14 protein-coding genes are annotated in these 19,119 nt (G+C 60.7%); 5 read left to right on the top strand and 9 right to left on the bottom strand.

The window, feature by feature from the left end:
* Positions 1 to 4 precede the first annotated feature (4 nt).
* The 4 genes from DFR48_RS19920 to trxA all read left to right on the top strand — a co-directional run bounded on the left by DFR48_RS19920 (position 5) and on the right by trxA (position 7,863).
* Positions 5 to 730 carry a nucleotidyltransferase family protein gene (locus DFR48_RS19920; protein WP_114364967.1) on the top strand — a complete coding sequence of 242 codons (726 nt, stop codon included), beginning with the start codon at positions 5 to 7 and terminating at the stop codon, positions 728 to 730.
* Positions 731 to 740: 10 nt separating this feature from the next.
* Entirely contained in the window at positions 741 to 3,929 is a 3,189-nt protein-coding gene (addB, locus tag DFR48_RS19915; RefSeq protein ID WP_114364966.1) for a double-strand break repair protein AddB, read from the top strand.
* Positions 3,919 to 7,470 carry a double-strand break repair helicase AddA gene (gene addA / locus DFR48_RS19910; protein WP_114364965.1) on the top strand — a complete coding sequence of 1,184 codons (3,552 nt, stop codon included), beginning with the start codon at positions 3,919 to 3,921 and terminating at the stop codon, positions 7,468 to 7,470. The genes addB and addA overlap by 11 nt, the downstream gene beginning before the upstream one ends.
* Before the next feature lie 72 nt (positions 7,471 to 7,542).
* Positions 7,543 to 7,863: a thioredoxin gene (gene trxA, locus DFR48_RS19905; RefSeq protein ID WP_112690558.1), complete on the top strand. Its 321-nt coding sequence runs from the start codon at positions 7,543 to 7,545 to the stop codon at positions 7,861 to 7,863.
* A 53-nt stretch (positions 7,864 to 7,916) separates the two neighbouring features.
* Here the strand turns inward: trxA and DFR48_RS19900 are convergent, their stop codons facing one another.
* The 8 genes from DFR48_RS19900 to DFR48_RS19865 form a co-directional block, all read right to left on the bottom strand.
* On the bottom strand, positions 7,917 to 9,260 hold the full coding sequence (locus DFR48_RS19900; protein WP_245415672.1) for a bifunctional folylpolyglutamate synthase/dihydrofolate synthase: 1,344 nt from the start codon (positions 9,258 to 9,260) through the stop codon (positions 7,917 to 7,919).
* Between the two features lie 74 nt (positions 9,261 to 9,334).
* Positions 9,335 to 10,195, bottom strand: a complete 861-nt coding sequence (accD, locus tag DFR48_RS19895; RefSeq protein ID WP_114364964.1) for an acetyl-CoA carboxylase, carboxyltransferase subunit beta — start codon at positions 10,193 to 10,195, stop codon at positions 9,335 to 9,337.
* Between the two features lie 38 nt (positions 10,196 to 10,233).
* Positions 10,234 to 11,073, bottom strand: a complete 840-nt coding sequence (gene trpA / locus DFR48_RS19890) for a tryptophan synthase subunit alpha (protein WP_114364963.1) — start codon at positions 11,071 to 11,073, stop codon at positions 10,234 to 10,236.
* A gap of 1 nt (position 11,074) precedes the next feature.
* A complete protein-coding gene (gene trpB / locus DFR48_RS19885) occupies positions 11,075 to 12,295 on the bottom strand; it encodes a tryptophan synthase subunit beta (RefSeq protein WP_114364962.1) in 1,221 nt (406 codons plus the stop codon).
* Complete coding sequence (locus DFR48_RS19880) at positions 12,292 to 12,966, bottom strand: phosphoribosylanthranilate isomerase (protein ID WP_114364961.1); 675 nt, start codon at positions 12,964 to 12,966, stop codon at positions 12,292 to 12,294. Before DFR48_RS19880 ends, trpB begins: the two co-directional genes overlap by 4 nt.
* 72 nt (positions 12,967 to 13,038) lie before the next feature.
* Complete coding sequence (locus DFR48_RS19875) at positions 13,039 to 13,791, bottom strand: M48 family metallopeptidase (protein WP_114364960.1); 753 nt, start codon at positions 13,789 to 13,791, stop codon at positions 13,039 to 13,041.
* 87 nt (positions 13,792 to 13,878) lie between these two features.
* Complete coding sequence (locus tag DFR48_RS19870; protein ID WP_114364959.1) at positions 13,879 to 14,304, bottom strand: DUF2852 domain-containing protein; 426 nt, start codon at positions 14,302 to 14,304, stop codon at positions 13,879 to 13,881.
* Positions 14,305 to 14,440: 136 nt separating this feature from the next.
* Positions 14,441 to 15,721, bottom strand: a complete 1,281-nt coding sequence (locus tag DFR48_RS19865; RefSeq protein ID WP_114364958.1) for a polyhydroxyalkanoate depolymerase — start codon at positions 15,719 to 15,721, stop codon at positions 14,441 to 14,443.
* A 246-nt stretch (positions 15,722 to 15,967) separates the two neighbouring features.
* On the opposite strand from DFR48_RS19865, the gene DFR48_RS19860 reads away from it, so the two are divergent.
* Entirely contained in the window at positions 15,968 to 16,657 is a 690-nt protein-coding gene (locus tag DFR48_RS19860) for a nitroreductase family protein (RefSeq protein ID WP_114364957.1), read from the top strand.
* On the opposite strand, the gene gyrB is transcribed toward DFR48_RS19860, so the two are convergent.
* The gene (gene gyrB, locus DFR48_RS19855; protein WP_114364956.1) at positions 16,618 to 19,053 is read right to left on the bottom strand and encodes a DNA topoisomerase (ATP-hydrolyzing) subunit B; all 2,436 of its coding nucleotides are present in this window, start codon (positions 19,051 to 19,053) and stop codon (positions 16,618 to 16,620) included. The two genes, DFR48_RS19860 and gyrB, sit on opposite strands and share 40 nt — an antisense overlap.
* Positions 19,054 to 19,119: the final 66 nt, after the last annotated feature.

Here is a 19,119-nt window from a genome sequence, read left to right as displayed (position 1 = left end):
ACGAATGAAGATCACCGACGCAATGGTGCTTGCTGCCGGGCTCGGAACCCGGCTCCGGCCGATTACCGACACTGTTCCAAAGCCTCTCGTGAAGGTCGCCGGCAAGGCGATGATCGAATACGCGCTCGACACGCTTGCAGACGCGGGTGTCGAGCGGGTGGTGGTGAACGTCCATCATCACGCCGAGCAGATGATCGGCTATCTGGAGAGCTATCCGCGGCTGCAGGTTATCATCTCCGACGAACGTGCCGGGCTGATGAATTCAGGTGGAGGGCTCGCCAAGGGTCTTCGCCTGCTCGGTGACACGACTGTCTTCGTTATGAACGCGGATCTTTTCTGGATCGGCGACAGGCGCGGCCACGAAAGCAATCTCGAGCGGCTCGCCGACTTCTTCGATCCCACGCGCATGGATATGGCGCTTCTCTGCGTTCATCCCGATCACACGACCGGCCACAACGGCAAGAGCGACTTCAATCTCGACGAGCAAGGGCACCTGACGCGCTACAACGCCGGAGATTCCCGTCCCGTCGTTTATGCAGGCGCGATCGTAATGAACTCATCCCTTCTGAACGACGCGCCAGCAGACGCCTTCAACCTGAATATCTATTTCGATCGCGCCATCGCCAAGGGTCGCCTATTCGGGCTAGAACTGAAGGGACATTGGATAACTGTGGGGACTCCGGAGGCGATCGGCGAAGCTGAAGACGCGATCCGGCGCCTGCAAAACTGAGGCTCAGGTGATGGCGAGGGCTCTTGACCCACGCGTTCTGACGATCCCGGCGGGCTTGCCTTTCCTCAAGGTTCTCGCTCAAAAGCTCATCGACGGAGACTTGGCGCCCGGATACCGATACGATCCCGCCGATCCGCTGTCGCTCGCGAAAGTCACGATCCTGGTTCCGACGCGGCGTGCGGCACGCGTGTTGCGATCGGAATTCGTCGATCTTCTCGGCGGACGATCGGCGATCCTTCCCGTGATCCGTCCGCTCGGCGAAACGGACGAAGACGGTGGCTTCTTCGAAGTGGATAGTCCTGCCGCCTTTGATCTCCTGCCACCTGTCGGTGGAACGGTCATGCTGCTCGAGCTCTCGCGGCTCGTTCTCGCCTGGCGTAACCAGTTGCCAGAAATCGTCCGCAGCATCCACTCGGATACGCCCCTTGTGGCGCCCGCGAGTCCCGCCGATGCGATCTGGCTCGCCCGCGCCCTGATCGAACTCATCGAGGCCGTCGAAACCGAGGAACGGGATTGGTTCGATCTCCAGAAACTGGATAGTCAGGATTTCGCCACGTGGTGGCAGCTCACGCTCGCCTTTCTTGGGATCGCCACGACCTTCTGGCCCGCGCGCCTGGAGGAGCTCAAGCGCTCGTCCCCGCACGGACACAGAAACTCTCTTCTCCGCAGCGAGGCTGCCCGTTTGGCAAACACCGCAGAAGGGCCGATCATCGTCGCCGGTTCGACCGGCTCGATCCCCGCGGCGGCGGATCTCATCGCCGCCATTGCCCGTCTGCCGCAAGGTGTGGTCGTACTGCCCGGGCTGGACCTCTCCATGCCAGACGCGGACTGGAGAAACGTGGGAGCGGACGAAGACGCTCGCGCGCTGCACGATCCCGCCGGTCGGAGCCATCCCCAGTATGGCCTCAGCAGACTGCTTCGGCATTTACGGATCACCCGGTCAGACGTGACCGAGCTCGCAGCCGCACCGCTTGATCTTGCCGATCGCGCGGAAATCCTCTCGCGCGCCATGGCACCCGCCTCCGCGACCAACGGGTGGAGCGTGTGGCGTTCCGGCTTCGGAGTTGATCGCACCCGCCGGGCTTTCGGCGATGTTGCACTGATCGAAGCCGCAAACGAACGGGAAGAGGCGACGGCGATCGCGATCGCTCTCCGGCTCGCCCTGGAGAAGCCTGGAGCCGGCGGGGACAGCAGGGCCGCCCTTATTACGCCCGATCGCAACCTCGCCCGGCGCGTCGCGGCGGAACTCGCCCGCTTCGGAATTACCGCCGACGATTCGGCTGGAACGCCGCTCAGCGCGACTCAACAGGGAACACTGATGCAGCTGCTGCTCGAAGCGGCCTTGCGCCCCGGCGATCCGGTGCCTGTTGTTTCGCTGCTCAAACATCCCCTCGCCCGCTTTGGCTTTGAAGAAGCCGCCTATTGCGAAGCGGTCCAGGCGCTGGAGATGATCGCATTGCGTGGCGGCACGCGTAGCGTCGATATCGCGGGCTTGCAGCCACTGTTCGATGCTCGTTACGAGGAACAGAAGACAGACCGCCATCCGCCACAGTGGCGGCTCGCCCTGCCGGATACAGCCACTGCCGCTGCGAGGGAACTTGCTGCAGCTATCGGCGCCGCGGTGGAGCCGCTCACGGGTATGCTGGTGTCGCGGGATCGACATCACAAACTTTCGAGCAAGGCTGCTCTCGCCGAATGGGCGCGGAGGACGGGGCAGGTTCTCGAGGCCGTCTGCCGCGGACCGAGTGGCAACCTCGCCTCGCTCTGGAGCGGCGAAGCCGGTGAAAAACTAGCGAGCCTTCTCGGGGAGATTATGGAGGCCGACGGCCAGATTGAGGCAGACGGGCCCCAGTGGATCGACATCATGGCTGCCCTTGCCGCAGGTGAAGCCGTCAAGCCGAAGGCCCTCAGACATCCGCGGGTGTTCATATTCGGCACTTTGGAAGCCCGTCTCCAAAGCGTAGACACCTTGATACTCGGCGGGCTCAATGAAGGTTCGTGGCCGGGACAGACAACGAACAATCCATTCCTTTCCCGCGTGATGAAGGCTGAGATCGGGCTCGAACCGCCCGAGCGACGCATCGGCCAACTCGCCCACGACTTCGAGATGGCGAACGGAACACGGAATGTCATCTATTCGCGATCGCTTCGTCAGGGTTCTGCCCCGACGGTCGCCTCCCGTTGGCTGCAGCGCCTTCTGGCGCTCGGCGGCCCCGAGCTCGCCGGGGACTTGAGGGAGCGGGGAGACCGGTATCGCCATTTTGCCGACCTGATCGATCGCGGCAGCGAACAGCGGCCGGCACAAAGACCCGCACCGACACCGCCGGCCGATCTTCAACCGAAAAAATTCTCGTTCAGTGAAGTCGGGCGTCTGCGGCGCGATCCCTACGCCATCTACGGAAAACGAGTCTTGAAGCTCGATCCGCTGCGGCCGTTCAACGCCGATCCCGGTGCTGCGGAAAGGGGAACGCTCTATCATCGCATCCTGGAGTGTTTCGTCCGTGAAGGACACGCACCCGATGCCGACAACGCGTTACAGTGCATGCTGTCAATTGCCGACAGGCTGTTCGATGCCGAAAACTTGCCGACCCATGTCGACGTCGTCTGGCGGCAGCGTTTTGAGGAGATCGCCCGTGCATATCTCGCCTGGGATGCGGCCCGGCGTCCTTTGGTTCGCCGTATTCTCACAGAAGTCCCCGCGGGAGTGGAACTTCCGGCAGCGGGTATCCGACTGTCCGGGATTGCCGATCGCCTCGACGTCAAGACGAGTGGCGGCGTCGACATCATCGACTACAAGACGGGGCTTAGCCCCAGCGTTGCGCAAGCCCGCAGCCTGCTTGACCCCCAACTCGCGCTCGAAGCCGCGGCTCTGATGGCCGGCGGCTTCCGCCAGGCCGGCCCACTACCCCCCGAAAACCTGATTTATGTCCGACTGCGGCCGGGTGAACGCTTCTGCGCAGACCTCGTCAACAACGAGCATAGCGGGCGAAGCGACAACAAGAAATCTGCAACGGAACTTGCGGAACAAGCGCTCGGTGAGTTGACCCGGCTGGTGACCTTGCTGCGTTCGGGCGAACGTGGTTTCGTATCCCGGCTCATCCCCGCCCAGCAGAATGACTTCGGCGGAGAGTACGATCATCTCGCACGCGTGGCGGAATGGTCGACGGCAGAGGGTGAGGAATCGTCCTATGACGAATGATCCGAGCGATCTGCCTGCCGGCGATGATCCTCTTGCCTGGATCAACTGGACAACGGCTCAACAGGCGCTGGCGTCAGACCCCGACCGTTCCGCATGGGTCTCGGCCAATGCCGGCTCTGGAAAGACGCACGTGCTGACCCAGCGGGTCGTCCGGCTTCTACTGGCTGGTGCGCGACCCGCATCAATCCTCTGTCTCACCTATACCAAGGCCGCGGCGTCCGAGATGTCAAACCGCGTCTTCGACAGGCTCGCCGAATGGGCCACACTTTCCGAGGAAGAGCTTGCCGCCCGTATTGCCGACGTTGAAGGCGAAACGCCCGACCGACTGAAGCTGTCAGAGGCGCGTCAACTCTTTGCCCGGGCTCTGGAGACGCCCGGCGGATTGAGGATTCAGACGATACACGCTTTCTGCGAGGCTCTACTGCACCAGTTCCCGCTCGAAGCGAATGTCGCCGGGCATTTCTCCGTCCTCGACGACAGGGCCGCGGCGACGGTTCTCGCCGACGCCCGCCGGGCTCTGCTGACGGCGACCTCGAACGAGGATGACCCGGACCTTGCCGATGCGTTTTCGCGTGTCCTCAGCATTTCTGACGAAACCGGGCTGGAAGCCCTGCTCGGTGACGTAATCGCGAATCGTCATGCCATCCGCCGCTTCCTTTCCGCATCACAACGGGTGGGCGGACCGGATCTGGCGCTCCGCCTGGGGCTTGGACTTGAACCGGAGACAACGGAGGAAAAGCTCACCTCCTGCTTCTGGCCGCTGCCGGCGCTTTCGGGTGCAATACTCTCCGATTACGTCTTGCTTGCGAGGGAAAAGGGTGGCGAGCGAGCGCTCGAGATAGCCGAGGCCCTCGCTGCCGCCTCTCAGGAGGTGGACTGGCATCTTCGTATCAAGCATCTCGAAAAGGCGTTCTATACGGCAACCGGAAGTCCCCGTGCCGATAGTACGCTCTGCACCGCAGCCATGACGAAAGCGATGCCCGATCTTCGCGAGCGCCTGGTTTCCTCGCGCGATCATGTCGCTGCTTGCCGCGACCGCCTCGCGGTCTTCCGCATGTACGAGGCGACCAAGGCGGCGCTCACACTCGCGAAACGGCTCGACCGCGACTACGAAGATCTCAAGAAGGCCCGCAGCCAGCTCGATTTCGAAGATTTGATCGAACGCACCGCGAGCCTGCTCACGCGCGGAGATGTGGGGCCGTGGGTTCATTACAAACTCGACCAGGGAATTGATCACATACTCGTCGACGAAGCGCAGGATACAAGCCCGATTCAGTGGGCGGTTATTCGATCGCTGCGCGAGGATTTCTTTTCCGGCATCGGCGCACGACCACGGACCCGTACATTCTTTGCCGTGGGCGACGAAAAGCAATCTATCTATTCCTTTCAGGGAGCACGCCCCGAGCGCTTCTCCGAAGAGGCGACGGCCGCCGCCCGCCTCGTGTCCTCCGGAGGCGAACGCTTCAGCGCTGTCCGCCTCCCCCTCTCCTTCCGTTCGACGTCAGCCGTACTCTCGGCAGTAGACCAAGTGTTCGCCATTGGGGACAACGCCCGTGGTCTGAGTGCCCTCAACGAAACAGTCGTCCATATGTCGAGCCGGATGGGGCACCCGGGCGCGGTCGATGTCTGGGACACGATCGCTCCCGAAGTCAGCGACACGAGTGAGGACTGGACGGCACCGTTCGACGCGACGCCCGAGAGTGCGCCCTCGGCCATCCTGGCGCGTCGCATCGCCCACCAGATCGAGCAAATGGTCGGCCGGGAAACGGTCATCGAAAAGGGTGTCGAGCGTCCGATAAGGCCCGGCGATATCCTGGTCCTCGTTCGCAAGCGGGACTCCTTCGTCAACGCTCTTACGCGCGCACTCAAACGACGAAACAACATCCCCGTCGCAGGTGCCGACCGGTTGCGCCTGACGGTGCATATCGCCGTCCAGGATCTGCTTGCACTCGGCCGCTTCGTGCTCCTGCCGTCAGACGACCTCTCGCTTGCGGCACTTTTGAAAAGCCCCCTCTTCGACCTGAATGAAGAAGACCTCTTCGAGCTCGCTGCGGTGCGTCCCGCCGAAAGCAGCGTCTGGACTGCCTTGCAGAGGTACGCCCAAGAAGAAGGCGGAAAGTGGCGCTCGGCGGCCGACCGGCTGATGGTGTGCATTTCGCTATCCCGGAACCTGTCGGTCCATGATTTCTACGCTCACGTCCTGGGTCCCGAAGGTGGCAGACGAGCTTTCCTTGCCCGTCTTGGAACCGAGGTGACGGATATTCTCGACGAATTCCTGAACTTCGCGCTGACGTTCGAGACCAGCGGGCTGCCCGGGCTCCAATCATTCGTATCGGCACTCGAGATGGAGGCGCCAGAGGTCAAACGCGAGCATGACAAGGATCGCGACGAGGTGCGGATCATGACCGTTCACGCCTCGAAAGGTCTCGAGGCGCCTGTCGTCTTTCTGGTGGACGGCGGATCGAAGGCCTTCAACCATACACACCTCCCGAAACTCCGCCTCGTCGAGGCGGGCCTGGAAACACCACTTCCAGCCTGGACTCCGATTAAGGCACTCGGGAACCCGCTGGTTTCAGCCGATACCGAACGTCTGAGACGATTGGCGGAAGAGGAATACCGTCGACTGCTCTATGTGGCGATGACGCGCGCAGCGGATCGGCTGATCGTATGCGGCTATCGCGGCAAGCAGGAGCCGAAGGATACTTGGCACCAGATGATCTCCGAGGCGCTGCGGCTTTCTGCGGACAACTGCACGGAAGCCCGGTTCGAAGGGCCCGAAGGGGAATGGAACGGGCTAAAATGGCGCCTGCCGACTGCCGTCCGCGCATTTGAATGTCACCAGCAGAGCGACGCCGGAAGTCGTGATGATCTGCTTCCCGAGGCACTGTTTCAACCGTTGCCGCCGGGACCTCAACTTCCTCGACCGCTAAGTCCGTCCGGCGCCGGCGCATTCGTTGACGATGTCGGAGAGGATCTCACCGTGTCGAGTCCGCTGTTTGGCGAAAAGGTGGACAGTGGCATAGCGCTGCAGAAAGGCAAGCTGACCCATCGGATGCTGCAGGTCCTACCTTCCCTTCCCCTCGACCAGCGCGACGCCGCGGCAAGACGATATGCCGATCGTGCCGCACGGTTCTGGCCGACAGATGAACGCGAGCGGCTGGTAAGAACAGTGCTTGCGATTCTTGAGCATCCCGACCTCGCACCTGTTTTCTCGCTCCACGCCCAAGCCGAGGTTTCCATAATGGGAACCATTGTTGTCGACGGACAGGCACGAGCGGTTTCAGGACGAATAGACCGGATGGCGGTCACGGACGATCGGGTGATCCTTCTCGATTTCAAGACGAACCGCTCGCCACCGAGAACCATAGACGCCGTACCCTTCAGCCATCGCGCGCAGCTTGCGATCTACCGAGAACTTCTGAAGCCTCTCTATCCGAACAAGCAGATCGAATGCCTGCTGGCCTATACCGAGGGCGGTCTTGTCATGGCAGTGCCCGCCGCGGAACTTACGCAGACGCTTGCTGACCTCAAGACTTCGTGAAATATCATATCTTGAAAACCAATCGCGAGGGCCTCAGATAACCCTCCGATACGACCGGAAAAGGAGCAGCTTATGGCCACGGTAAAAGTCGACAATTCCAACTTCCAGACGGAAGTCCTCGAGTCCGCTCAGCCAGTGGTCGTCGACTTCTGGGCTGAGTGGTGCGGTCCATGCAAAATGATTGCACCGAGCCTGGAAGAGATCTCGAACGAGATGGCGGGCAAGGTTAAGGTTGCCAAGATCAACATCGACGAAAATCCGGAGCTTGCCGCCAAGTTCGGCGTCCGCTCTATTCCGACCCTGGCCATCTTCAAGGGCGGTGAGGTAGCAGATATCAAGGTCGGCGCCTCGCCCAAGACCGCGCTGGCGAGCTGGATCTCCAGCGCCGCCTGATTTCGTCCGGATCAGCTCGAAATATATGAAGCCCGGCCTTGGCCGGGCTTCATTCACTTGGGTGGTGTCCCGTTGTCCGCAAGTACGTTGCCGACAAGGTAAAGCGAGCCACCAATCAGGATTCGTGGTGCAGCCTCGCCTGCTGCCAGGCGATTCCGAATAGCCTCCAGAGACTCCGCCACCGACGACATGGGCGACGCCTGCAAGCCGGCATCCGATGCGGCTTGCGCCAAAGCGACGGGATCCAGCGCGGCATCGGTTCCTCTGATCGGCACCGTGAAAACCTCTTGGGCAAGCCCGGCGAAGGCGTGGAAGTAGCCAACGGGATCCTTGGTATTGATCATTCCCGTGATCAGGTAGAGCGGGCGCGGCTGCCTCTCCTCGAAACCCGCCATCGCCTCTGCGATGACTTCGCCTGCGCCGGGATTATGGCCTCCATCGATCCATATCTCCGCCCCGTCCGGGGTATGCGGCATCAGCGCGCCGGCGACAAGCCGCTGCAGACGGCCGGGCCATTCGACCGATGTCATCGCCTTTTCGGCCATGGCCTCAGTTACATCGAAGCCGGCGGCCTTCACCGCGCGGATGGCCGCCGCCGCATTGGCGTATTGATGGCGACCGGGCAGCCGCGGCAGCGGAAGATCGGAAAGACCGAATTCGTCCTGGTAGATCAGGCGGCCCTGCTCCTCATAGGCGAGGAAATCCTGCCCGAAGACCGACATGGGGCAGCCGAGTCGTTCCGCCGTCGCGATGAGAACATCGCGCGCTTCCTCGTGTTCCTGATGCCCGATCACGACCGGGCAACCACGCTTCATGATACCTGCCTTCTCCGCCGCGATCAGTTCGACGTGATCACCGAGATAGGATTGGTGATCGAGTGAAATCGGCATGACCACCGATACGGCCGGGTGCTCGATGACATTGGTCGCATCGAAGCGTCCGCCAAGGCCCACCTCGATGATGGCAACGTCGGCAGGGTACTCTGAAAACAGGATGAAAGTGACGGCCGTCAGAATCTCAAAAACAGTGATCGCCTGCCCGTCATTGGCTTGTGCAACTCGCCGAAGCGCATCCGCAAAGACGACGTCATCCACCAGCTCTCCCCGCCCACCCTTTCGGCCAAGACGATAGCGTTCGTGCCAACGGACGAGGTGCGGCGAGGTGTGGACGTGGACGCCAAGCCCGCCGGCCTCGAGGATCGCACGGCAGAAAGCCGTGACCGAGCCCTTGCCGTTGGTGCCGGCAACATGGATCACCGGCGGCATCCGCAAGTGCGGGTTACCGAGCGCTTCGAGCAGACGGCGGATGCGGCTGAGAGAAAGATCGAAGCCCTTGGGATGCAGTCCCATGAGCTTGTCGATCTCGTGCTCCGCCTCACTGAATACAGGCATGTTCATGACGGATTCCGCGCTCCGGATTTGCCGGAGGGAGTTCGGGGTGAGCTGCGCTTCTTCCTCTCCAAGGCAGAGCGTCAGGCGGCCGCCGGCTGCCTCATCATCATACGGAGCAGCCGGGCGAGAAGGGTCGGGATGTCGTGCCTCTTGGCGACCATGTCCACCATGCCGTGCTCGAGCAGGTACTCCGAGGTCTGGAAGCCTTCCGGCAGCTTCTCGCGAATCGTCTGCTCGATCACACGCTTGCCGGCAAAGCAGATCTCGGCGCCCGGCTCGGCTATGTGAAGGTCGCCCAGCATCGCGTAGGACGCAGTCACGCCACCGGTCGTGGGGTTGGTCAGAACGACGATATAGGGAAGCCCGGCTTCCTTCAGCATCTCGACCGCAACCGTCGTTCGCGGCAACTGCATGAGCGAGAGAATACCCTCCTGCATTCGCGCCCCGCCCGAGGCCGGGAACATGACGAGCGGGCACTTCTCGGCGATGGCCCGCTCGAACGCCTTTACGATGGCTTCGCCGGCGGCGATACCAAGCGAACCGCCCATGAAATTGAATTCGTGGACAACGGCGACGAGCTTCACCCCTTCGACCGTCCCGAGGCCAGCCAGGATCGTGTCTTCCTGCTCAGTCTTCAGGCGGCTGTCCTTCAGGCGATCAGTGTATTTCTTGGAGTCGCGAAACTTCAGCGGATCCTGCGCGACCTTCGGCTGCGGCAGGGCCTCATAGGCTCCGTTGTCAAAGAGATCCAGAAGTCGGGCTTTCGCCGGCATCTTCATGTGATAGCCCGAGGACGGGATCACCCACTTGTTCTCTTCGAGGTCCTTGTGAAAGACCATCTCGCCGGTTTCAGGGCATTTGATCCAGAGGTTTTCCGGAACCTCACGGCGGCCAAGCATGGAATTGATGCGCGGCCGCACGTAATTGGTAATCCAGTTCACGTCACTAAACTCCTGACTGATGTCACCGATATGGGGTGCTATTCTGCTGCGGCAAGCCGTGCGGCACGGACGCCAGTCGCAAGTCCCTGCACCAGGGTCGCGACGGCCTGCACCGTATCCGCACTCGCCGTTCCGTCCTTGTTGAGGCTTAGCGCAACCTGGTTCACGATCGCTGTGCCGACGACGACCCCGTCGGCATTGGCGCCGATCAGGCGGGCGTGCTCGGCCGTCTTGACCCCGAAGCCGACACAAATCGGCAGATCGGTGTGCGCCTTGATGCGATTGACGGCCGCAGCCACCTTGGACGGGTCTGGCAGAGCGGAGCCGGTGATCCCCGTCATCGAAACGTAGTAGACGAAGCCCGACGTGTTCTTCAGCACCGTCGGAAGACGTCGATCGTCCGTCGTCGGCGTCGCCAGTCGGATGAAGTTGATGTCTCTCCTGCGCGCCGGGATGCAAAGCTCATCATCCATTTCCGGCGGCAGATCAACGACAATCAGGCCGTCGATTCCTGCTTCGATCGCCGCGTCCAGGAACTTCTCTACGCCGAAAACATAGATCGGGTTGTAGTAACCCATCATGACGATCGGCGTGTGCTGATTTCCCTTCCGGAATTCGCTAGCCAGTTGAAGCGTCTTTTTCAACGTCTGTCCGGATTTCAGTGCCCGCTGGCCTGCCATCTGGATCGCCGGACCGTCCGCCATCGGATCAGAGAACGGCATGCCGAGCTCAATCACGTCGGCACCGGCCTCGGGCAAAGCCTTCATGATGGCGAGCGACGTTTCGAAGTCGGGATCCCCGCCCATGAAGTAGGTAATCAGCGCCGGCCGGCCTTCCGCCTTCAGCTCGGCAAACTTCTTTTCCATGCGTGCAGTCATTTCAGAGCTCCATGCCGAGAATCTTGCCGACGGTGAAGATATCTTTGTCACCGCGACCGGAGAGATTGAGCAGGATCACCTGATCCTTGCGCATCTTCGGCGCCCGCTTGATGACCTCGGCAACTGCGTGGGACGGTTCGAGAGCCGGAATGATCCCCTCTAGCTTCGTCAGCAGCTGGAAGGCTTCGAGTGCTTCTCCATCCATGATCGGAACATACTCGGCGCGGCCGGTGTCGTTGAGCCAAGCGTGTTCCGGCCCGATGCCCGGATAGTCGAGACCTGCGGAAATGGAGTGCCCTTCCTTGATCTGGCCGTCTGCATCCTGCAGAAGATAGGTGCGATTTCCGTGCAGGACACCCGGGGAACCCGCGGTGATCGACGCACAATGTTCGTCACCGGAAAGCCCCTTACCACCCGCCTCGACCCCGACGATCTTGACGTCAGGATCATCCAGGAACGGATGGAAGATGCCGATCGCATTCGAGCCGCCGCCAACGGCCGCGATGACGAGATCGGGAAGCTTGCCCTCCGCTTCCAATATCTGCTCGCGCGCCTCCTTGCCGATCACAGACTGGAAGTCCCGAACCATTTCCGGATAGGGGTGCGGACCAGCCGCCGTGCCGATCAGATAGTAAGTGTCGTCAACGTTCGTGACCCAATCCCTCAGCGCCTCATTCATGGCATCCTTGAGAGTGCCGTGCCCCGATGTCACCGGCTTTACCTCGGCACCGAGCAGCTTCATGCGGAAGACATTCGGCGCCTGACGTTCAACGTCGGTCGCGCCCATGTACACTACGCAAGGGAAGCCGAACCGCGCGGCGACGGTAGCCGAGGCGACGCCATGTTGGCCGGCGCCGGTTTCGGCGATGATTCGTTTCTTGCCCATGCGTTTGGCAAGGAGAATCTGGCCAATGCAGTTGTTGATCTTGTGCGAGCCGGTGTGGTTGAGTTCCTCGCGCTTGAAGTAGATCCTGGCACCGCCGAGGTGCTCGGTCAGGCGTTCCGCGAAATAAAGCGGGCTCGGCCGTCCGATGTAGTGGGTGCCAAGCCCGGCGAGCTCGGCCTGAAATTCCGGATCGTCCTTAGCCTTTTCCCACTCTGCCTGCAGATCGAGGATCAGCGGCATCAGGGTTTCGGCCACGAAGCGACCGCCGTAGATACCGAAACGTCCGTCCTCATCCGGACCTTCACGATAGGAATTCGGTGATACTGTCTGGTTCACTTCGTGCTCCCTGAAACCGGCTCAAGCGCAGAGGCGCGTTTCACTGCCGCAAAAAACTCATCGATCATGGCGGTATCCTTCACGCCGGGCGCGCATTCAACGCCGGAAGACACATCAATGCCGCGGGCACCTGTCTCGCGCAGAGCCTCGGCAACGTTGTCCTTGTTGAGGCCGCCGGAAAGCATGTAATCGACGCTGCCGTCAAGCGTGCGCAGCACTCGCCAGTCGAAAGGAACGCCATTTCCGCCGGGCAGTTCCGAGCCGTTCGGTGCCTTCGCATCGAAGAGAAACCGATCGGCTATACCGATATACGGCTCGATCCTCTTCAGATCATCAGGTTCCCGGATCGAAAACGCCTTCATGATCGGCAGGCCATAAAGCGCCTTGAGCATGAGAAGGCGTTCGGGGCTTTCGTTGCCGTGCAGCTGAAGGATATCGGGCTTCAGCTGCTCAACGATTTCATCGAGCTCATCGGTATCTGCGTCAACGGTCACCGCGACGATCTTGACGCGCCCGCGGACCCGATCCGCCAGTGTGCCCGCGATGTCCGGCTCTATGTTCCGTGGGCTCTTTTCGAAGAAAATGAAGCCAATATACGTCGCCCCGCGTTCAACCGCGCGGTCGACCGCTTCCGACGTTTTCAATCCGCAGATCTTGATATCCGGCATCATGGCAGCGAAGTCGCACGAAAATGCAAAAGAGTCGAGCCAAATTGCGACAATAGCCGCCCGGCTTTACCCACGCTAGTCAAAGTCGATGGCATGCAGCTGCGAGCCGTGCCGCTTCAGCCAAGCCTTCGCCTCGTCCATCGCCGGGCACAATTCACCGCACAGAGCCCAGAAGGCGGCACTGTGGTTCATCTCCCGCAAGTGGGCAACCTCGTGAGCCGCAAGATAATCGATCACCTGCGGCGGAGCCATGACGATGCGCCAGGAGAAGCTCAGATTGCCGTCCCACGAACACGAGCCCCACCGGCTGCGCGTATCCTTCATCGTGAGCGAACGGACGGGCCGCCCGACGCGGGCGGCATGCGTAGCCACGAGCTTCTCCAGGTCCCGCCGCGCCTCCTTCTTGAGGAAGGCTGCGATCCGGCGGCCGACATGTTCCTCCATGCCGCTCACCCTGAGAACGGAGCGACCGTCGACTACGGCCGTTTCCGTAATACCTCGCAGAAGACCCGTATGTACGATACGGTGGGGCACACCCCGAATGGCTATCTCGCCGTCGTGTCGGAGCGTCATTTCCGAGCCGTAACGCGCCAGGCGCGTCATCAACCAACCCTGATGACGTTCGAGGAACTCATCAACTTCCCAATGACGCAAGCCGCGCGGCACCGTCATCTTCAGCGCTCGCCCGCCTGGCTCGATCCGCAGGGTGATTCTTGTCGCGCGCGGATTCTGCCGAATCGTCAGCGGCATTTCCCGGCCGTTGACCTGCAGCAATCGCTGCTGCGGGACCGGCTTCGCACGCGTCGATTTCTTCAGGAATTGATACATGGATCCTGCTTCTATCCGATTCGCTGCCCAGACGCGAAAAAACCGGCATTCGCGAATGCCGGCCCCGATCGGTAATCCAGCAGACGTTCACGTGGCAGGTTGAACAGGCCCCTCGCCGGAACGCCTCGCCGCTTCATGATCCCTCATGAAACGGTTGAACTCCTCCTGATCCTTTGCCCGCCTCAGCTCCCGCAGATAGGCATCGAATTCTTCTCGCATCTCATCGAGCTTACGACGTTCAGTCTCCAGCCGATCGAGCTCTGCTTTTCGCCAATCGTCGAAAGCGACATTACCGGTGGAGAACTGCGGCCCGCGATAGCGCCCATGACGGCACCGGTCGAATATGCCGTCAGCCGCTGTATTCGCTTCGCGTTTGAAGCTTCGAAAGCGCTCGCCGAACAGGATGTAGGCGAGCATGGCCAAGCCCAATGGCCAGAACACTATGAAGCCGAGCACCATGAGTGCAACGGTTGCAGGCGTCCAATCCGGACGAAGCAATGCTGACTGGTTCATCGTCAATGATCCTCGTTTTCATTCGGGAACATTATGCCACCCGAATGAAGACGATGTGGGAAGAACTGGAACCCGCTTCAAGGTCAGACGACCCGGACTCCCGCCAAGGGTATGAAACCCTTGTCGCAATTCGCGACTAGACCGAACGTCCGCCCCTGATCACTTCCTTGACGACGGATCGCTTCTTTCCCTGCGCGTGATTCCTCGCGAAGGCGAGAATCCGCGGCGCGATCTCCTTGCGGAACCTGGAGCCGTTGAACACACCATAGTGGCCAACGTCCGGCTGAAGATAGTGCATCCGCTTCGCCTCGGGAATATTGGGGCAAAGCGATTGGGCCGCTCGCGTCTGACCGACGCCCGATATATCGTCGTTCTCCCCTTCAACGGTCAGGAGGGCGACGTTACGGACCGCGGTCGTGTCCACCGGCTTACCGCGATGAGTCATCTCTCCCTTAGGCAAAGCATGCCGGATGAACACCGTGTCTACGGTCTGCAGGTAGAACTCAGCTGTCAGATCCATGACCGCCAGATACTCGTCGTAGAAGTCGCGGTGCTTCTCGGCCGAGTCTCCGTCATTCTTGACCATATTAACGAAGAATTCCTTGTGCGCGATCATGTGTCTGTCGAGGTTCATCGACATGAAGCCGGAGAGCTGCAGGAATCCCGGATAGACCGCCCGCATGAAGCCGGGCTGAGGCCATGGAACATTCATGATGACATTGTCCCTGAACCACTCGAGCGGCTTGTTTTGTGCCAGCTCATTGACCCCGGTGGGATTGATCCGCGTATCGATGGGGCCACCCATGAGGGTCATAGTAGCCGGCGCATGCGGGTCGCCGTTCGCCTCCATCACGGCGACGGCCGCAAGAACCGGAACCGACGGCTGACAGACGGCCACGACGTGGGTCTCAGGCCCGAGATAATGCAGGATATCGATCACGTAATCGATGTAGTCGTCCAGATCGAATGATCCGTCAGTTACCGGAACCATCCGGGCGTCGATCCAGTCGGTGATAAAGACGTCCGCTTCTGGAAGGAGTGCCTCGACCGTACCACGCAGCAGCGTCGCGTAGTGGCCGGACATCGGCGCAACAACGAGGATCTTGGGGTCACCCGGCTGCCCCGCCGGCAGCTGGCGATCGAAATGGATGAGGTTGCAGAACGGTCTGTTCCAGACGATCTGCTCTTTCACGGCGACCGGTCGCCCGCCGATCTGCGTGAAAGGCAAGCCGAACTCCGGTTTTCCGTAGCGGCGCGTCACACGCTCAAAGACTTCGAAGCCGGCTGCGAACGTGCGCCCGACAACGGTATGCGCCAGCGGATTAAGCGGGTTTCTATAGGCAAGCCGCATTGCGTCGGCCGTGGCGCGGAAAGGGGCCATTGCCGCATGGTTCAATTCATAGAGCTGATAGAACATGGATGCTCTTGCCTTTCGATGGCCACCGAACGCCTGATGCGTCAGCAGCTGATCCGTCAGAATTACCAGAGTTCACGAAACAAGTAACGAATTTGTTGCTATGCAAAAAAGACAACCTCCGCGAGGCAGCAATATGGCCGACGTGATCCGCGTTATGGCTTGCGCATGGCCAAGTGACTGTTGATTATCGAACGGCACCACAGGTTCGCCGTTCTTCCTCCCACACGATCGGAACGAGAAGCTTCCATGACGAGCAGTAATCACCGACAGTCTGATTTTGACATCAACCCCGTCTTCCTTGACCGTTGGTCGCCGCGCAGCTTTTCCGGCGATGCCATGTCGAAGAACACGCTTCTAACGATTTTGGAGGCCGCCCATTGGGCACCGTCCGCTTCGAATTACCAGCCGTGGCGGTTCGTCTACGCGCTGCGTGGCACTGACGGCTTCGACAGGATTCTTTCTGTCCTGGCTGAGTCAAACCAGGTCTGGGCGAAGTCGGCCTCCGCTCTCATCATCATCTTTTCGGACATGCTGAACCGGAAGGACGATGGCTCTGAACCGAAGCCTTTCCGCAGCCACAGCTTCGATGCCGGAGCGGCCTGGGCGATGCTGACTCTTCAGGCTGTGTACTCCGGCTATTACGCGCACGGCATGGGCGGAGTCGATTTCGACAAGGCGATCGACGTTCTCAAAGTTCCGCCAGGTTACCGCGCGGAAGCTGCTGTCGCGATCGGCAAACTCGCCGACAAGAACCTGCTACCGGAACACCTGCAGGCACGAGAAATCCCGAGCAAGCGCAAACCGCTCAGCGCCGTTGCCTTCGAAGGTCTGTTCAGTCCACCTGAAGCCGGCACTGTTTCACGTGAATCATCGTTAACAGATGATTCACGTTCCCATCAGATGTCGAGATTGGCGACGCTCAAAGCATTGTCCTGAATGAACTCGCGCCGAGGCTCGACCTCGTCTCCCATCAGGCGCGAGAACAGTCCGTCGGCATCGGTCGCATCGGTGACCTTCACCTGGAGCAGCGAGCGGACATTCGGATCGAGCGTCGTTTCCCAAAGCTGTTCCGCGTTCATTTCGCCGAGACCTTTGTAACGCTGCATGGACAGGCCTTTGCGGCCGGCCGCAAAGATGGCGTCCAACAAGGCACGCGGACCCGACATCTCCTGCTGTCCGTCCTTCCTGGAAAGTATGGGCGGAACGCCGTAGACATCGCGCAGTCTGGCAGATAGCTGGTCGATATGACGTGCGTCCGCGGAGCCGATGAGGGCGACATCGACGAAAGCCACTTCCTTGACCCCGCGGACCATTCGCTCGAAACGCAGTCCGCCTTCATCGGTCACGTGGCCGCTCCAGCCGCGCTCCGTTTCCTCAGCAATCAAGTCGAGTCGACGTGCAACCTCTGCCGCGGTCTGCTCCGCGCGTTCGTGATTTCCCGTCAGTTCCGGATTGAGTGCGCCGGCGATCGCCGCCTGCTCGATCACGTTGCGACTATAGCGGGAATGCAGACCGTCGATCAGAGACCGCAGCCGCAAAGCGTCCTGGATGACTTCCCGGAGATCGGAACCTGCGCGCACCTCGCCGCTGCCGAGTGTCAACCGCGCATCCTCGATGCCCATCGAGATGAGGTAATCCTCGAGTGCCTTCTCATCCTTCAGATACTGAACCGACTTGCCGCGGGTCACCTTATAGAGTGGCGGCTGAGCGATATAGAGATGGCCGCGCTCGATCAGTTCCGGCATCTGGCGGAAGAAGAAGGTAAGAAGAAGCGTTCGAATGTGGGCGCCGTCGACGTCGGCATCGGTCATGATGATGATCTTGTGATAACGCAGCTTGTCTGCGTTGAACTCATCCTTGCCGATCGACGTACCGAGTGCCGTGATCAAAGTTCCGATTTCCTGGCTCGACAGCATCTTGTCGAAACGCGCACGCTCGACGTTCAGGATCTTGCCGCGCAGTGGCAGGATGGCCTGCGTTTCACGCGAGCGCCCCTGCTTTGCCGAACCGCCTGCGGAATCGCCCTCCACCAGGAAGAGTTCCGACTTGGCTGGATCACGCTCGGAGCAGTCGGCAAGCTTGCCGGGCAGCGAGGCAATGTCGAGTGCGCCCTTGCGTCGGGTCAGTTCACGCGCCTTGCGCGCGGCCTCGCGGGCCGCCGCGGCCTCGACGACCTTGCCGACCAGGATTTTCGCGTCGCCGGGATGCTCTTCGAGCCAGGTGCTGAGGGCTTCGTTGACGAGGCTTTCGACAACCGGACGCACCTCGGAGGAAACGAGCTTATCCTTGGTTTGGGAAGAAAACTTGGGGTCGGGCACCTTTACGGAGAGCACGGCTGTCAGCCCTTCACGACAATCATCGCCGGTGAGCGTCACCTTCTCCTTTTTCATGATCCCCGAACTGTCGGCATAGGAGACAATCTGACGGGTCAGCGCCCCGCGGAAACCGGCCATGTGCGTGCCACCGTCCCGCTGCGGAATGTTGTTCGTAAAGCAGAGTACATTTTCGTGGTAGCTGTCGTTCCACCACATGGCGACCTCGACGGTGATCCCGTCCTTCTCTCCCTTGATCGCGACGGGTTTTTCCACCAGCGGTTTCTTCGAGCGGTCGAGATAGCGGACAAAGGCCTCGAGGCCACCGTCGTAAATCATCTCCTCCTGGCGAACATCGGACTTACGTTTGTCGGTCAGCAGGATGTGGACGCCGGAATTCAGGAATGCCAATTCGCGAAGCCGGTGTTCCAGGGTTCCGTAGTCGAATTCTATGTTGGTGAAAGTCTCCGGGCTCGGCAGGAACGTCACCTCTGTTCCCGAGCGACCTTCGTACTCGCCGGTGATCCGCAGCGGTGCATCGGCGACGCCGTGCGTGAAGCTTATTTCGTGGAGCTTGCCGCCACGACGGATCTTGAGCACCAGCTTGGTCGACAGGGCATTGACGACCGAAACGCCGACACCGTGAAGACCGCCTGAAACCTTGTAAGAGTTCTGGTCGAACTTGCCGCCGGCATGGAGCTGGGTCATGATCACTTCGGCCGCGGACACCCCTTCGGAGGGATGGATATCCGTGGGAATTCCACGGCCATTGTCCGTAACGGTAACGGAGCCATCCGCATTCAGCGTAACGGTGACAATGTCGGCGTGGCCTGCCAACGCCTCGTCAATCGCGTTGTCGACGACTTCGTAGACCATGTGATGCAGGCCAGAACCGTCATCGGTATCGCCGATATACATGCCGGGGCGCTTGCGCACGGCATCCAGACCTTTCAGCACCTTGATCGACTCTGCCCCATATTCATTGGAGGCAGTGTTCTCAGTTACCGGCGTGTCACTCATTTAACGATCTTTCCAGTCAGTCATAAGGAGCCGCGGTCCTTCGAATCAGCGGCTACAATCGCGTCG

The sequence above is a fragment of the Ciceribacter lividus genome (assembly GCF_003337715.1).
Taxonomy (GTDB): domain Bacteria; phylum Pseudomonadota; class Alphaproteobacteria; order Rhizobiales; family Rhizobiaceae; genus Allorhizobium; species Allorhizobium lividum.
The sequence above is the reverse complement of the archived record's forward strand: the minus strand, read 5'-3'. Positions and strand labels throughout refer to the sequence as shown.

Coding starts and splice junctions, on each gene's coding strand:
- DFR48_RS19865 (WP_114364958.1), bottom strand. CDS start 15,721: ATGTTCTATCAGCTCTATGAATTGAACCATGCGGCAATGGCCCCTTTC.
- DFR48_RS19900 (WP_245415672.1), bottom strand. CDS start 9,260: ATGAACATGCCTGTATTCAGTGAGGCGGAGCACGAGATCGACAAGCTC.
- trxA (WP_112690558.1), top strand. CDS start 7,543: ATGGCCACGGTAAAAGTCGACAATTCCAACTTCCAGACGGAAGTCCTC.
- gyrB (WP_114364956.1), bottom strand. CDS start 19,053: ATGAGTGACACGCCGGTAACTGAGAACACTGCCTCCAATGAATATGGG.
- trpA (WP_114364963.1), bottom strand. CDS start 11,073: ATGACTGCACGCATGGAAAAGAAGTTTGCCGAGCTGAAGGCGGAAGGC.
- addA (WP_114364965.1), top strand. CDS start 3,919: ATGACGAATGATCCGAGCGATCTGCCTGCCGGCGATGATCCTCTTGCC.
- DFR48_RS19920 (WP_114364967.1), top strand. CDS start 5: ATGAAGATCACCGACGCAATGGTGCTTGCTGCCGGGCTCGGAACCCGG.
- DFR48_RS19860 (WP_114364957.1), top strand. CDS start 15,968: ATGACGAGCAGTAATCACCGACAGTCTGATTTTGACATCAACCCCGTC.
- addB (WP_114364966.1), top strand. CDS start 741: ATGGCGAGGGCTCTTGACCCACGCGTTCTGACGATCCCGGCGGGCTTG.
- DFR48_RS19870 (WP_114364959.1), bottom strand. CDS start 14,304: ATGAACCAGTCAGCATTGCTTCGTCCGGATTGGACGCCTGCAACCGTT.
- DFR48_RS19880 (WP_114364961.1), bottom strand. CDS start 12,966: ATGATGCCGGATATCAAGATCTGCGGATTGAAAACGTCGGAAGCGGTC.
- DFR48_RS19875 (WP_114364960.1), bottom strand. CDS start 13,791: ATGTATCAATTCCTGAAGAAATCGACGCGTGCGAAGCCGGTCCCGCAG.